The following is a 14,367-nucleotide window of genomic DNA, read 5'->3' as shown; positions in this document are numbered from 1 at the left end:
ATCCCCCTGCGGCCGGCGACGACATCCCTCGACGCCCTGACACACCCCGCCTGGCGCCGCAATCGGGACATTACCGACGGGCGGCGCGGTGCGCAGCGGGTTCCACGAGCGTCGCCCCCGGAGTGACCGCCGGAGAGATGCCTGACTAAAGTCAGGTACATGACGTCGGAGTTGGTCACCGCGGTACGGCGGTTCAATCGCACGGTCACCCAACGGGTGGGGGCGCTCGACGACGAGTACATGGCGCGGGGTCGCCCCCTGGCGCAGGCACGCCTGCTGTGGGAGATCGGCCCCGGCGGCGCGGAGGTCGCCGCGCTGCGCGCCCGACTCGGCCTGGACTCCGGGTACCTCAGCCGCCTGCTGCGCACCCTGGAGAACGACGGCCTGATCACGGTCGGCCCCGCCGGCGGGGCCGGTGACGCCCGGGTCCGCGCGGCGACGCTCACCCCCGCCGGCCGGGCGGAGTGGACGGAGCTCGACAAGCGGTCCGACGCGTTCGCGTGGTCCATCCTGGAGCCGCTCGCCGACCAGCACCGCCGGCGGCTCGTCGCGGCCATGGCCGAGGTCGAACGCCTGCTCATGGCGTCGATGGTGGTCATCGAGCCGTGCCCGCCGGCCGACCCGCGGGCCCGGGCGTGCCTGCGCGCGTACGCCCGTGAGGTCGCGCGACGTTTCGACGCCGGGTTCGACCCGAGCCTGAGCAAGCCGGTCCGCGACGACGAGCTGGTGCCGCCCGCCGGTGTGCTCCTGTTGGCCACGCTCCACGGTGAACCGGTGGGGTGCGGCGCGGTCAAGCTCCACCCGAACGCGCCCGCGGAGATCAAGCGCGTCTGGGTGGCGGACAGTGTGCGCGGCATGGGGGTCGGGCGGCGGATGCTCGGCGAACTCGAGAAGTACGCGGCCGAGCGCGGCTGGGACACGGTACGGCTGGACACCAACCGCCACCTGACCGAGGCGATCGCCCTGTACCGCGCCACCGGCTACCGGGAGATCGAGCCCTACAACAGCGAGCACTACGCCGACCACTGGTTCGAGAAGCGGATCGCCTGACGGTGGTTGCCGCCGCACCCGGTCCGGCCGTCGTACGGCTCACCAGGGCGGCGGAGCGGCCTCCGGTGGCCCGGCGGTGGCCGGCCGGAGGCTGTCCACGGCGCGGTCGAGCGCCGCTTCGAGGTGGTCGGTGGTCCCGGTGGCGAGCATCAGCAGTACGCCGCCCTGGATGCCCGCCAGCAGCGCGGCGGCGGCACGGTCGGCGTCCACCCCGGCGGTCATCTGACCGGTCGACTGCATGTGCCGGATGCCGTCGGCGATCGCGTCCTGCCACCGTCTCATCAGCCCCACGAGCACGGCGCGGGCGGCCGGGGCCCGTCGGCCCGTCGGCCCGAGCAGCCCGTTGAGGGGGCACCTCTCGCCCTGTTCCCGGTAGCGCCGGATCAACAGGTCCCGCCACGCCTGCCAGGTGTCCCAGGACGTGAGGTCCCCGAGCATCGGCTGCTGGTCGTCGAGCACCTGGTCGGCCTCGTGCTGGGCCACCGCGAGCAGCAGCTCCTCCTTGCCGCCGGGGAAGTAGTGGAAGAGCTGGCTCTTGCTGGTGCCGGTGCGCGCCATCACGTCCTCGAGGCGGACCTCGTCGACGCCGCGTTCGCGTACCTCCGCGGCCGCCCCGGCGACGATGCGCGCCCGGGTCGCCTCCCCCTTGCGGGTCAGCGCACGTGTCACCGCGGCCTCCTTCCGGCACGTCCGGTCAACGGTATCCCCGCGACGACCTCCGCGGTGGGCGCGCGGGCGCCCACCGCGGGGGGTCTCAACCGACCGGCTGGGCGGCGCCGTTGAACACCGGCGGCGCGTACCCCGCCGGCTTGTCGCCGATGCCGAGGCCGGGGCTGACGATCCAGGACTGGTACTCGGGCGTGAACATCGAGTACGGGGCCGGCAGCGGCTCGGCACTTGCCTTGTCGAGCCGGTCGCGCAGCTCAGCGGGGATCTCGAAGTCGAGCGCCGCGACGTTGCCGTCCACCTGCGCCGGGCCGCTCGCCCCGATGATCACGGACCCGACGGCGGGCTGCGTGGCGACCCAGTTGATGGCGACCTGGGCCATGCTCCGGCCCAGGTCGGTGGCGACGCTCTCCAGCGCGCCGATCACCCGCCACTCCCGGTCGGCGACCGGCCGGCCGTTCGCCCCGGTGACGCCGAGACGGCCGGCGCCCTCCAGGCCGTCCGCGGTCCGCCGGTACTTGCCGCTGAGCAGCCCGCCGGCGATGGGACTCCAGGCGGTCAACCCCAGGCCGAGGGCCTGCGCCATCGGCGCGTACTCCGGCTCGATGCCCCGCGCCAGCAGCGAGTACGGCAGCTGCAGGTTGATCATCGGGGTCAGCCCGTGGGCCTCGGCGAAGCTCTGCGCCCGAGCGGCGTACCAGGCCGGAACGTCGGACAGGCCGGCGTAACGGATCTTGCCGGCGCGCACGAGGTCGTCGAAGGTGCGTACGACCTCCTCGACCGGCGTGATCCGGTCCCAGGTGTGCAGCAGGTACAGGTCGAGGTAGTCGGTGCCGAGCCGTCGCAGGGACGCCTCCACCGCGCGGATCATGTGCTTGCGGCCGTTGCCGCCCGCGTTCGGGTCCGTGGGATCGATGGTGTTGGTGAACTTGCTGGCCAGCACCAGCCGGTCGCGCACGCCGGCGGTCGCGATCAGCCGCCCGAGGATCCGCTCGCTCTCCCCGGCGGTGTAGAAGTCCGCGGTGTCGACGAAGTTGCCGCCCGCCTCGAGGTAGCGCCGGAAGATGGGCTCGGCCTCCGCCTCGGTCCTGCCGTACGCGGCGTGGAACCCGGCGGTGCCGAAGTTCATCGTGCCCAGCGCCAACCGGCTCACCCGCAGCCCGGACCGGCCGAGCAGGTAGTAGTGCATGGTCTGGTACTCCAGTGCTCGTCTGTCTGGTTCGTGGCCGGTCCCGTCCGGACCGCCTGACCGCGACTGTGTCGCGGAAAAAATGGACCGGCAAGTCCAGAATTCGGGGAGAGAAGCGTCGTCGGCCCGCTGCCGTCAGGCGGGAGGCGATGCGCGATCATGAGCCATGCTCGACGGACTCGACGACATCGAGTGGCGGCGGCTCGGCCACGCCTACGGGGCGGCCGACGACGTGCCGGACCTGATCCGCGCCCTGCGGTCCGCCGATCCGGAGACTCGGGACGGCGCCCTCGGCACCCTCTACACCAACGTCTTCCACCAGGGCACCCGCTACCAGGCGAGCGCGTACGCCGTGCCGTTCCTGCTGGAGTTGCTCGCCGACCCGGCCACCCCGGACCCGGCCGGCGTCCTCGCCCTGGTGACCTCGCTCGCGATCGGCTACGACGAGGCATCGCTGCCGGACGGTTTCCCCGTCGGCGAGTACCGCCGGGCGGCCGAGGGCGGACGGGACCTCCTCGTCGGGAAACCCGCTCCGTGGGTGGGCGGGGAGGGCGACACCAAGGAGTACGTGGAGTACGCGTACGTCGAGTCCCTGGACGTGGCCGACCAGAACCGGATGTGGGCGTACATCCACCTCGCGGTGTACGACGCCGCGCGTGCCGGGGTGCCCCTCTTCCGCCGCCTGCTCGGCCACCGCGACCCGTGGGTGCGGACCGGGGCGGCGTACGCCTTGGCGTGGTTCCCCGAGGAGGCGGCCGGCAGCCTTCCCCCGCTGACCCAGGCGGCGCGGGCGGCCGCAGCGACGGAAGCCGCGCGGGAGGTCGCGCCGGCCGGGCCGGGGGCGGGCGAGGCGGCCACCATGCTCGTCGCCGCCGGGTTGCTCGGCGTGGCCCCGGACGTGCGGCTGCTCGCCGATCCGCACCCGGTGATCCGCTGGGCCGCCGCGGTCGGACGGGCCCGGGTGCTCGGCCCGCAGGCCGACCCCGCGACGGTCGAGGAGCTGCTGACCTGGGCCGCCGGGCCGCCCGTCGGGGCGGAGAGCCCGACGAGCGACGGCGGCTTCGTGCCCTTCCTCGACGGCGACCTGAGCGGCTACGCGGGTCTCGCCCTACGGCAGCTCGGCGCCCGGCACGCCCCGCGCGCCTTCGACGCGCTGCTCGACCGGCTGCCCGCGGTCAGCGGCGACCGGTCGCTGATCGTGTTGGGCGAGACGCTCCGGCTGGCGTTCCCCGACGGACCGCTGCCGCCGGGCGTGCCGGCCGCGGGGCTGGCGCCCCGGCAGCGGCGGCTGGTCGAGGTGCTGAGCCGCGCCACCGAGCCGTGGCTCATCGACGGGCAGGAGTTCGGCAACGTCGCCATGCTCGTCGAGGAGTACGGGCTGCCGGACAGCCGCGCGGCACTGTCCGCGTACCTCGCCGACTAACGGACGCCGGTCAGCGGCTCAGGGCACACCACAGCGGGTGGCCGGAGTGAGCCGCCGGTCCCGGCGACCGTCGGGTCACTGTTCGAACTGGCCCGGACCGAGCACCCTCCAGGCCGGCGCGGCCGGGGCGCTGATCGACCGGAACGGGACGGTGAAGCTGAGCGCCTGCTTGGCCGAGCGCTTGATCGTCCACAGCCTGGAGCGGTCGCCCGCGTGCTCCCAGGCGATGCCCTGACCCTCCACGCCGGGCAGGGTGACGGTGCCGGCCCACACCAGTTCGGAACCGGCCGACGGCAGCGTCATGACGTACGCCTCGCCGAGGTCGTGCCCGGTGAGCCAGAGCCGGCCGTCCGGTCCCCAGGACCCCCCGGAGTTGCTCATCGGCTTGAACCGGTCGAGGATCGGCTTGGGGATGGTCCACGCCTCGACGACCTGGAAGCGGTCGTCCAGCTTCACGACCTGCGTCTGGTAGGTGCCACCGTAGGGCTCGGTGCCGCCGTCCGGGATCTCGTCGTAGTTGGCGAAGCCCGCCCACCACGCGCCGTCGTGGCGGTCCAGCCAGGTCAGCGAGCCGCGGTAGATGCCGAAGCTGTGCGTCGCGACGTGCCGCATCGTGCGGGTGTCGAAGACCTCGATCGAGCTCTCCATCGGGGACTCGTCGTAGTTCGAGTGCGACGCGTAGAGCTTCCCGTCGACCACGACGGCGCTGTCCAGGTGGATGAGGGGTCCGTCCGGATCGGAGACGAACTGGAGCAGCGGCCGGCCGGTCGCCTTGTCGTGCTTGGTGATGCTGCGGTTGTCCGCGACGTAGAAGTACCGGTCGTCGACGGCGATGCCCTGCCTGGCGTCGAACGCGTCGTAGGCCCTGGCGAGGGTGGCGGTGACGACCGGCGGTTCGGTCACCGCGGTGGCGGCGGCCGGCACCGGGCCGGGGTGGGTCGACGCGGACGTCTGGACGGGCACCAGGCCGGCGGCCAGGGCCACCGCGCCGGCGGCGGCCGAGGTGGCCAGGCCGGCGACGATCCGGGTACGGGTAGACATTGACTTCCTCCGTACGGTTTTCGGGGACGCCGGGACGGCGTCCCGTCGACCCTGTCCGGCCGTCCGCTCCATCCTCCGAACCGGACGGGTCACCCGGATGAACTGCTCGTGACGGGGCGGCCGGTCCGCCCTTCCCTTCGGTCGACGCACGGACTACGGTCGCTTACACATCGCCAGCACCTCGTCGCGGACCGTCCACGTGGGCCGCGCCAGCGGGAGGGTCGCGTCATGACGATCAGCCACCACAGCACCGGTGACGCCGTCGGCCCGGTCACGATCGGCCACGGGCCGCACAAGGTGCTGGCCCTGCACGGCTGGTTCGGTTCCGCCGAGGGCTGGGGCTGGCTACCGCAGTTGATCGACCCTGAGCGCTTCACCTGGGCGTTCCTGGACTACCGCGGCTACGGGGCGCGCGCCGAGGTGGCAGGCGAGCACACCCTCGCCGAGATCTCCCGCGACGCGCTGGACCTCGTCGACACGCTCGGCTGGGCGACCTTCTCGGTCGTGGGGCACTCCATGGGCGGCATCGCCGCCCAGCGGGTCCTCGCCGACGCGCCGGGGCGGGTCGGGCACCTCGTCGGCATCAGCCCGGTCCCCGCCGGCGGCGTGCCGTTCGATCTGCAGAGCTGGGCGCTGTTCGACGGGGCCGCGGCGAACGCCGACAACCGGCGCGCGATCATCGACCTCACGACCGGCAACCGGCTGTCCGGTCGCTGGCTGGACGAGATGGTCCGCTTCTCGGTCGACCACTCGGCCCGGGAGGCGTTCGGCGCCTATCTCACGGCCTGGGCCCGCACCGACCTCACCGACGAGGTGAAGGGCAACCCGGTGCCCGCCCTCGCGATCGTCGGGGAGCACGACCCGGCGCTGGGCGCCGACATGATGCGCGAGACCTGGCTGCGCCACTACCCCAACGCCCGCCTCGAGGTGCTCGCGAACGCGGGCCACTACGCGATGTACGAGACCCCGGTGCGCCTCGTCACCGTGATCGAGGAGTTCCTCGCGCAGTGAGGGCCGACCCCACCCCTCTGGTCGATCCCCGCACCTACGTCGACGGCGTCCCGTACGACCTGCTCGCCACGCTGCGCGCGAGCGATCCCGTGGTCCGGGTGGCGGAGCCGCCGCTGCTCGGGCTGCCGGGCGGGCCGGGCTTCTGGCTGGTGCTCCGGCACGCCGACGTCACCGACGTGCTGCGGCGGCCGGCGCTCTTCTCGTCCTGGCTCGGGGCGACCCAGATCCGCGACCCGGCGACCGCCGAGGATCTCGGTTACGTGCGGCGGATGATGCTCAACATGGACCCGCCGGAGCACGGCCGCCTGCGCCGTCCGGTCGCCCGGTCGTTCACCCCGCGCGCGGTCGCCGCGCTGGAGGCGTCGATCCGCGCGAACGCCGTGGCCCTCGTCGAGCGGGCACTCGGCGACGCGCACGAGGGCACCTGCGACTTCGTCGGTGACCTCGCCGCCGACCTGCCGCTGCTCACCCTCGCGGACGTGCTCGGCGTGCCCGAGCCGGACCGCTGGCTGCTGTACGACTGGTCCAACCGGGTGATCGGCTTCCAGGATCCGGACTACGCCGGGTCCGCCGTGTTCGATCCGGGCACCGGCACCGCGGCGGCGCGCGAGGCGCTCCGGCACCGGCCCGTCCCCGACTCCGACGGACGGATGCCCGACCCACGTACGCGCGCCGGCATGGCGGACCTCTACGCGTACGCGCACCTGTTGGCCGAGTCGAAGCGCCGCGACCCCGGCCCGGACATCATGTCCGTCCTGCTGGCGCAGCGGGGTGACGACCGGCTGTCGGTGGCGGAGTTCGAGAACATGTTCTGGCTCTTCGCGGTGGCCGGCAACGAGACGGTCCGCAACGGACTTCCCGGCGCGATGATCGCCCTGTTGGAGAATCCGGAGCAGATGCGCCGTCTGCGGCGGGAGCCGGCCCTGTTCGACACCGCCGTCGACGAACTGCTGCGCTGGTGGACGCCGGTGATGGTCTTCCGGCGTACCGCCACCGCGGACACCACCGTCGCCGGGGTTCCGGTGCGCGCCGGGGACAAGGTGGTGGTCTCCTTCGCCTCGGCCAACCGGGACGCGCGCGTCTTCGCCGACCCGGACCGGCTCGACCTCGCCCGCCACCCCAACCCGCACCTCGTCTTCGGGCACGGGCCGCACTTCTGCCTCGGCGCGCACCTGGCCCGCTGCCAGGTCCGTGCGCTGCTGGCGGCGCTGCTCGCCCGCACGGCCGACGTCACGTACGCGGGCCCTCCCGTCTACCTGCGGTCGAACTTCCAGCGCGGGGTGAAGCGCCTGCCGATCCGCTGGCGCCGCCGCTGACCGGGCCCACCGCGACGGCTGCCGCCGCTACGCTGTTCACCGGTTGCCGGTTGGCAGGAGGGACACGAGCGGGTGCGACGGCTGTCGGGGGAGGCCGCGCGTGGGTGAGGTGACCGTGCCCGCCCGTCCGTCGGCGTGGCGGCGGCGCCTCGTGTGGGCCGGCGCGCTGGCCCTGGCCGGCGCGCTGCTGAGCAGCGTGCCGTGGCTCTGGACGACGATCGGCGCGCGCGCCCACGTGTACGAGGAGGCCGACGCGCCGAGTGCCGACGTCGTGATCGTGTTGGGCACCGCCGTGGCGGAGGACCGCCGCGCACCGGGGGTGCGGCTGGCCGGTCGTCTGGAGACCGCGGCCGAGTTGGTGCGCAGCGGCCGGGCCCGGGCAGTCCTGGTGTCCGGGGACGGCGGCGGAGCCTCCGGGGACGAGCCGGCGGTCATGACCTCGTACCTGACCGAGCGGCTGGGGATCGATCCGCGGCGGGTGGTGGCCGACCCGTTCGGTCTGGACACGTACGACAGCTGCCTGCGGGCCCGCGAGGTGTACGGGGTCGAGCGGGCGCTGGTGGTGACCCAGTCCTACCACGTGTCGCGGGCGGTCACGCTGTGCCGGCACGTCGGCATCGACACCGACGGGGTGGTCGCCCGCTGCGCCGAGTGCGGGCCCGCCCTGCTCGCCGAGAAGACGATCCGGGACTACCTGGCCAGCGGCAAGGCCGTTCTCGACGCCGTCCGGGACAGGCCGCCCGCGGTCAGCTCACCGGCCGATCCGGCCGTGCGGGACGCGCTGCGGCCCTGACCGGTCGGCGGCGACGACCGCGCGGGGTGAGCCGTCGCCGCCGACCGGTCGGCCGAGGGGTGTCACCAGCGCGCGACCACCGCGGCCGCGCCGCCGCCGCGGCGTACCGGCTCGGCCGCGGCGAGCATGCGCCCGTCGCGCAGGAACTCGATGCCGGTCGCCGCCCCGATCTCCGCGGTCTGGGAGAACGCGTGCCCGGGCGGGAGGGCGTCGGCGTACGCGGCGACGAACGCCGGTTCCGCCTGCGTGGTGCCGTTGCGCTGGGAGGCGCGCGGCGCGGCCAGCGCCTCCGGCAGGGTCATGCGGAGGTCGACGCGGTTGACCAGCATCTGCAGGACGGTCGTGATGATCGTGGCGCCGCCGGGGGTGCCGACGGCGAGGAACGGGCGTCCGTCGGCCAGCACGATGGTGGGCGCCATGGAGCTGCGGGGGCGTTTGCCCGGCGCGGGCAGGTTCGGGTCGGGCGCGTCGCCCTGGGTGGGCGCGAAGTTGAAGTCGGTCAGCTCGTTGTTGAGCAGGAAGCCCCGGCCCGGGACGACCATGCCGTTGCCGCCGGTCGCCTCGATGGTCAGCGTGTACTCCACGACGTTGCCCCACCGGTCGGCCACGGTCAGGTTGGTGGTGCTCTTGCGGTCGTCCCGGGTGTCGGCGGCCGGCGCCGCCGCGCATCCGCCGTAGGTGCCGTCGGGCACCCCGGGCGCCACCGGCTTGGGCAGCGCCGCCGAGGGGTCGATCAGGCAGGCGCGGTCCTTGGCGTACGCGTCGGTGCGCAGCTCGCGGAGCACGCGGGCCGGGGTGTGGTCGCCGACGTACCGGTTGCGGTCGGCGAACGCGAGCGCGCTGGCTTCCAGGTAGTGGTGCATGGCCTGGGCCGGCGTCATGCGGCGCAGGTCGTAGCGTTCGAGGATGTTGAGGGCCTCCGCCACGGCGGTGCCGCCGCTGGACGGGGTGGACATGCCGTACACCTGGAGCCCGCGGTAGTCGGAGCGGGTCGGCGCGGGGAAGCGGGTGCGGTAGCCGGCCAGGTCGGCGGCGGTCATGCGGGCCGGGCGGATCGGGTACGGCCAGCTCTGCGTGGGCCGGGCCGCCAGCGGCGGGTGCTGCACGGTGGCGGCCAGGTCCCGGCCGACCTCGCCGCGGTAGAACACGCCGGTGCCCTTGCGGGCGATCAGCTCGTAGGTGTCGGCGAGGTCGGGGTTGCGGAAGGTGCTGCCGACCGCCGGCGGCCGACCGCCGGGCAGGTAGAGGTCGCTGGTCGAGCTGAACTGCGCGAACGCGGCCTGGTTCGCCGCGACCTGACCGGCGAAGGTCTCGTCGACGGTGAAGCCGGTCTCGGCGACCCGGGCGGCGGGCCGGAGCAGCTGCGCCAGCGACCGGCTGCCCCACCGGTCCAGGGCGTCCTCCCAGGTGCGCAGCGTGCCGGGGACGCCGACCGACAACCCGCTGATCCGGGCCTCGTCGAACCGGTACGGCGCTCCGGTGGCCGGGTCGACGAGGCTGGTCGCGGTCATCGACGCCGGGGCCGCCTCACGGCCGTCGATGGTGTGCACCCGCCCGGTCCGCGCCTCGTAGTAGAGGAGGAAGCCGCCACCGCCGATGCCGGCCGAGAAGGGTTCGGTGACGCCCAGCGTGGCCGCCGCGGCGACCGCCGCGTCGACGGCGTTGCCGCCACGGCGCAGCACGTCCAGGCCGACCGCGGTGGCGGTCGGATCCACGGTCGACACCGCGCCGCCGCGCCCGAGCGCCACCGGCTCCTTCGGCGGTGCGGCGGGCTTCGCCTGGGCGGGGACGCCGGTTCCGGCGAGGAGGGTGGCCAGCGCGACGGCCGCGGTGAGGAGGGCGCGAGGTCTCATGTCGTCTCCCGGGATCGACATCGGTGGACCTTCTGCCTACTCCCCCGGCGGGCGGGAGGCAACCGCTGGCGGCGGCGACTCGGGTTGGTCGGCAACCGATCTACTGATCAACACATACGGCGCTAAACTTGGGCGCATGTCCGTCACCGCGAATCCGTCCGACCCCACCGGCCGCCAGCGCGGCTCCAACTTCGGCTGGTCCCTCGGCATGGTGCTGCGCCGGTGGCAGGAGTACGTCGAGGAGGCCCTGACGGACCTCCCGCACGGCAGCCGGGGCTACCACATCCTGTCCGTGGTGGTCCACGAGGAGGTGCCGACGCAGGGCGCCCTCGCGGCCCGGCTGGTGATCGACCGCAGCGTGCTGACGTACGTGATCGACGACCTGGAGAACGCCGGCCTGATCGAGCGACGGTTGGACCCGCGCGACCGGCGGGCCCGCCGGATCGTGGCCACCGAGCACGGGCGGCAGGTGCTCGCCGAGGCCGAGAAGCGCGTGGCGCACGCCGAGGACCACGTGCTGGGCGGGCTCCCCGAGGAGCAGCGGAACGCGTTCCGCGACTTCGCCGAGCGCGCCGCCGAGGCGATCCACACCGCCGCGCCCGGCACCGACCCGTGCGTCGCGGTGTCGAGCGTCCTCCCCTCGGCCGACGAGCCCGCCCGTTGAGGTGCGCGCGCCGGGTCAACTGAGTTCCCGGCGGAGCACCGGGGCGACCTCGGTGGCGAGCCGCTCCACCGACGCGAGGAGCTGCGCCTGGGGCATTCCCCCGAAGCCCATGTGCAGCATCACCCGGCTGATGCCGTACGCCTGGTGGTAGGCGGCGATCTTGTCGATCACCTCCTGGGCGCTGCCGACGACGAGCGCGCCCCGTGGCCCGGTGAATCCCTCGAACCGCTCCGGGGAGAGCACGAACCCCTGACCCCGCTGGTGGTTGTTGTCACGGAAGCCGGCGGTGAAGTACGGGTACATCGTCCGCCGGGCCTCCTGGCTGGTGCCGCCCACGTGGCCCTGCACGCTCAACCCGACCCGCAGGCTGGCCGGGTCACGGCCGGCCTGCTCGGCGGCGCGCCGGTAGAGGGCGACGATGCCGGAGTGCCCGCCGACGGTGCCGAGCAGCACGCCGAGCATCATGGGCAGGCCCCGGGCGCCGGTCTCGACGGCCGAGCTGGGGGTGCCGCCGACGCCGACCCATACCGGCAGCTCCGGCTGGAGGGCGCGGGGTGCGATGTCCGCCTCGTGCAGCGGCGGGCGGAAGCGCCCGCCCGGCCAGCTGAGCGGATTGCTCTCCCGGATGCGCAGCAGCAGGTCCAGCTTCTCCCGGAACAGCGCCGCGTAGTCGGCGAGGTCGTAGCCGAACAGCGGGAAGGACTCGGTGTACGACCCACGCCCCGCGATGATCTCCGCGCGGCCCCCGGAGAGCAGGTCGAGGGTGGCGAACTGCTCCCAGACGCGAACCGGGTCGTCGGAGCTGAGCACGGTCACGGCGCTGGCCAGGCGGATCCGCTCGGTGCGCTCGGCCATCGCCGCCAGGACCACCGGCGGCGCGGTGGCCACGAAGTCCGACCGGTGGTGCTCGCCGACCCCGAGCACGTCCAGACCCGCCTGGTCGGCGACCTCGGCCAGCTCGACGACGCCGCGCAGGTGCCGCGCCGGATCGGGAACGCGGCCGGTGGTCGGGTCGGCGGTGAGTTCGCCGAACGTGATCAGGCCGATCTCAAACGTCATCGTCGGCCTCCTCCTCGGTGGGCACGCCGGAGGCCGGCGGGATGGGGAAGTTGCGGTTGAAGACGTTCTCCGGGTCGTAGGTGGCCTTGACGGCACGCAGCCGGCTGAGCGTGGGCTCGGGCCAGGCGTCCAGGAGCCGTTGCGGGCTCGTGTCCGACTCGAAGCTGAGGTACATGCCGTCGAGGTGCTCGTACAGGTCGGCCCAGAGCTTGTCCAGCTGGCGCCGGCGGTCCGGCACGGTGGCCGCGAGCACCGAGAAGTTCTGCTCCCGGTGCGGGTAGGCGGTGGCGTCGCGGGCGACGTCGTTGACCGCCCCACCGACGGACCGGAACTGCATGACCATGACGTCACCGGAGCGGATCATGGTCGCCATGGCGTCCGCCGCCTCCGGCGTGATGTGGTGCAACAGCCCGCTGTGGGTGTCGACCAGGCCCTGGCCACGATGCTGGTTTCCGGGTGGCGCGACGATCGCCGGGTACGGCACGAGCTCGGCCCGCTGGTCGAGGATCGGCCCCATGCCCAGGAACGGGGTGAGCGCGGCCTGGGCCGCCGCCACGTCGTCCCCGGCGTAGACGAGGGTCGCCTGAGCCATCGGTGGGTTGCCGCGACGCCCGGGGAAGAGGGACAGGAAGCTGGTCAGCTCCCGCGGCGCGTCCTCGACGAGCTGGCCCCAGCGACGCAGCACGTCGGCGGCGTCGGTCGCGTCGACGACGAGCTGGGCGAAGACGACATCGCCGACCTCGTACGCCTCCAGTTCCAGGGCGGTGACCACGCCCATGTTGCCGCCCGCGCCGCGGACGGCCCAGAACAGGTCCGGGTGGTGCTGCTCGTCGACCCGCAGCAGCCGGCCGTCCGCGGTCACGATCTCGGCCGCCACCACGTGGTCGATGGTCAGGCCGTACTTGCGCGCCAGGTAGCCGACGCCGGCGGTGGTGGCGAGGCCACCGACGCCCACGTCGCCGTAGTCACCGGAGCTCATCGCCAGGCCGTGTGGGGCGAGGGCCTTGGCGACGTTGCCCCAGCGGGCGCCCGGCTCGACGCGGATGCGGCGGGTGGCCCGGTCGAGCACCTCGACCTTGTTCATGCGGGACAGGTCCAGGACGATCCCGCCGTCGTTCGTCGACCGGCCGCTGATGCCGTGGCCGCCGCTGCGTACGGAGATGGGGACGTGCTGCGCCCGCGCGTACGCCAGGGCGTCGACCACCTCGGCGGCGGTCGCGGGGCGGATCACCAACCCGGGGGACCCCGTCCAGCTGTAGCTGTGGCGTACCCGCTCGTACTCCGGGTCGCCGGGTTCGACCGCCGTGGTGGCCAGGGACGGGGGCAGCCCGTCGTAGTCGATGCCGGGCTGCCGCTTGGCCAGGGCGATGGCCGGCCGCACGGGTCCGGTGACGGTCCCGCTCCCCCGGCGTTCCCGGGCGACCGCCTCGCGCAGCGCCGGCGCGACCTCCTGCCCGAACGTCTGGATGAGGCGCGGGTCGTCACGCCCGACGAGGAACGCGCTGAACCCCTCGTCGAGGACGAGCGGGAGCAGCTGCTCCACCCACTGCTCCGGCCGGCCCTGGAGGAAGCCCTCGGCGTCCTGCCCGAAGGCGACCTGGAAGAGGTTGAGCAGGCGGCGGATCTCGCGGGGATCGCGGCCGGCCTCGACGGCCGCATCGTCGATCATCCGGTTGGCGGTGACACGGTCGGGCGACCGCAGGTACTCCAGGGTCGGCAGCCAGCCGTCGGCCTTGCGGCCGGTCAGCGCCAGCATCCGCGGCTGGTACGACCCCAGCCAGATGCCGATGTCGTGGGCCGGCGCGGGGCCGCGCCGCATCCCGGGAACGGGATAGTGCCGGCCCGGCAGGCGCAGCGGCTCGTGGGCCGTGTCGTCCCATACGCCGCGCAGGATGTCGATGGCCTCGCTGAGCGCCTCGACCCCCTGGCCGGCGGTGAGCCGCCGGCCACCCATGCCCTCGACCCCGTCCCAGAACGCGCCGGCGCCGAGGCCCAGCTCGAACCGGCCCTTGGAGAGCAGGTCCAGGCTCGCCGCGGCGCGGGCCAGCACCGCGGGCGGTCGCAGCGGCAGGTTCAGCACGTTGGCCGAGACGCGGAGCCGCTCGGTGCGCGCGGCGACCCAGCTCAGCAGGGTCCAGGTGTCGAGGAACTCGGAGTTGTACGGGTGGTCCTGAAAGGTGGCCAGGTCCAGGCCCGCGGCTTCGGTCAGCTCTGCCAGCGCCACCACGCGGTCGGGGTCGTGTGCGCTGGGCGTGATGAACGTCCCGAACAGCAGTTCGTGGCCGTAATCGGGCATAGCCCT

General features: G+C 73.8%; 12 protein-coding genes. 6 read left to right on the top strand and 6 right to left on the bottom strand.

Translation table 11 applies throughout. From position 1 onward, the window contains the following. Positions 1-159: 159 nt before the first annotated feature. On the top strand, positions 160-1,050 hold the full coding sequence (locus SM573_RS18050) for a bifunctional helix-turn-helix transcriptional regulator/GNAT family N-acetyltransferase (RefSeq protein WP_474616639.1): 891 nt from the start codon (positions 160-162) through the stop codon (positions 1,048-1,050). Between the two features lie 39 nt (positions 1,051-1,089). Here SM573_RS18050 and SM573_RS18045 read toward each other — a convergent pair whose 3' ends face one another. Together SM573_RS18045 and SM573_RS18040 are read right to left on the bottom strand one after the other, a co-directional pair. Next, positions 1,090-1,719, bottom strand: a complete 630-nt coding sequence (locus SM573_RS18045; protein WP_474616638.1) for a TetR/AcrR family transcriptional regulator — start codon at positions 1,717-1,719, stop codon at positions 1,090-1,092. Between the two features lie 85 nt (positions 1,720-1,804). Further along, on the bottom strand, positions 1,805-2,905 hold the full coding sequence (locus tag SM573_RS18040) for an aldo/keto reductase (protein WP_474609809.1): 1,101 nt from the start codon (positions 2,903-2,905) through the stop codon (positions 1,805-1,807). A gap of 166 nt (positions 2,906-3,071) precedes the next feature. On the opposite strand from SM573_RS18040, the gene SM573_RS18035 reads away from it, so the two are divergent. Next, a complete protein-coding gene (locus SM573_RS18035; protein WP_474616637.1) occupies positions 3,072-4,328 on the top strand; it encodes a HEAT repeat domain-containing protein in 1,257 nt (418 codons plus the stop codon). Positions 4,329-4,403: 75 nt separating this feature from the next. On the opposite strand, the gene SM573_RS18030 is transcribed toward SM573_RS18035, so the two are convergent. Then, positions 4,404-5,369, bottom strand: a complete 966-nt coding sequence (locus SM573_RS18030; RefSeq protein ID WP_474616636.1) for a hypothetical protein — start codon at positions 5,367-5,369, stop codon at positions 4,404-4,406. Between the two features lie 228 nt (positions 5,370-5,597). Here SM573_RS18030 and SM573_RS18025 point away from each other — a divergent pair, with 228 nt between their 5' ends. The 3 genes from SM573_RS18025 (at position 5,598) to SM573_RS18015 (ending at position 8,489) form a co-directional block, all read left to right on the top strand. Continuing rightward, positions 5,598-6,380 (top strand): alpha/beta fold hydrolase, encoded by a 783-nt coding sequence (locus SM573_RS18025; protein ID WP_474609812.1) that lies wholly within the window; start codon positions 5,598-5,600, stop codon positions 6,378-6,380. Then, positions 6,377-7,696, top strand: a complete 1,320-nt coding sequence (locus SM573_RS18020; RefSeq protein ID WP_474616635.1) for a cytochrome P450 — start codon at positions 6,377-6,379, stop codon at positions 7,694-7,696. Before SM573_RS18025 ends, SM573_RS18020 begins: the two co-directional genes overlap by 4 nt. 100 nt (positions 7,697-7,796) lie before the next feature. Further along, entirely contained in the window at positions 7,797-8,489 is a 693-nt protein-coding gene (locus SM573_RS18015) for a SanA/YdcF family protein (RefSeq protein WP_474616634.1), read from the top strand. Between the two features lie 62 nt (positions 8,490-8,551). Here the strand turns inward: SM573_RS18015 and ggt are convergent, their stop codons facing one another. Next, on the bottom strand, positions 8,552-10,342 hold the full coding sequence (ggt, locus tag SM573_RS18010) for a gamma-glutamyltransferase (protein WP_474616633.1): 1,791 nt from the start codon (positions 10,340-10,342) through the stop codon (positions 8,552-8,554). 136 nt (positions 10,343-10,478) lie between these two features. Between ggt and SM573_RS18005 the strand changes: the two genes are divergently transcribed. Continuing rightward, positions 10,479-11,006, top strand: a complete 528-nt coding sequence (locus tag SM573_RS18005) for a MarR family winged helix-turn-helix transcriptional regulator (RefSeq protein WP_474609816.1) — start codon at positions 10,479-10,481, stop codon at positions 11,004-11,006. 15 nt (positions 11,007-11,021) lie between these two features. Here the strand turns inward: SM573_RS18005 and SM573_RS18000 are convergent, their stop codons facing one another. Next, a complete protein-coding gene (locus SM573_RS18000) occupies positions 11,022-12,065 on the bottom strand; it encodes an LLM class flavin-dependent oxidoreductase (protein WP_474616632.1) in 1,044 nt (347 codons plus the stop codon). Next, positions 12,055-14,361 (bottom strand): LLM class flavin-dependent oxidoreductase, encoded by a 2,307-nt coding sequence (locus tag SM573_RS17995; protein WP_474609818.1) that lies wholly within the window; start codon positions 14,359-14,361, stop codon positions 12,055-12,057. Before SM573_RS17995 ends, SM573_RS18000 begins: the two co-directional genes overlap by 11 nt. Between the last annotated feature and the right edge of the window lie 6 nt (positions 14,362-14,367).

This window comes from Micromonospora xinjiangensis, assembly GCF_056150165.1.
The sequence above is the reverse complement of the archived record's forward strand: the minus strand, read 5'-3'. Positions and strand labels throughout refer to the sequence as shown.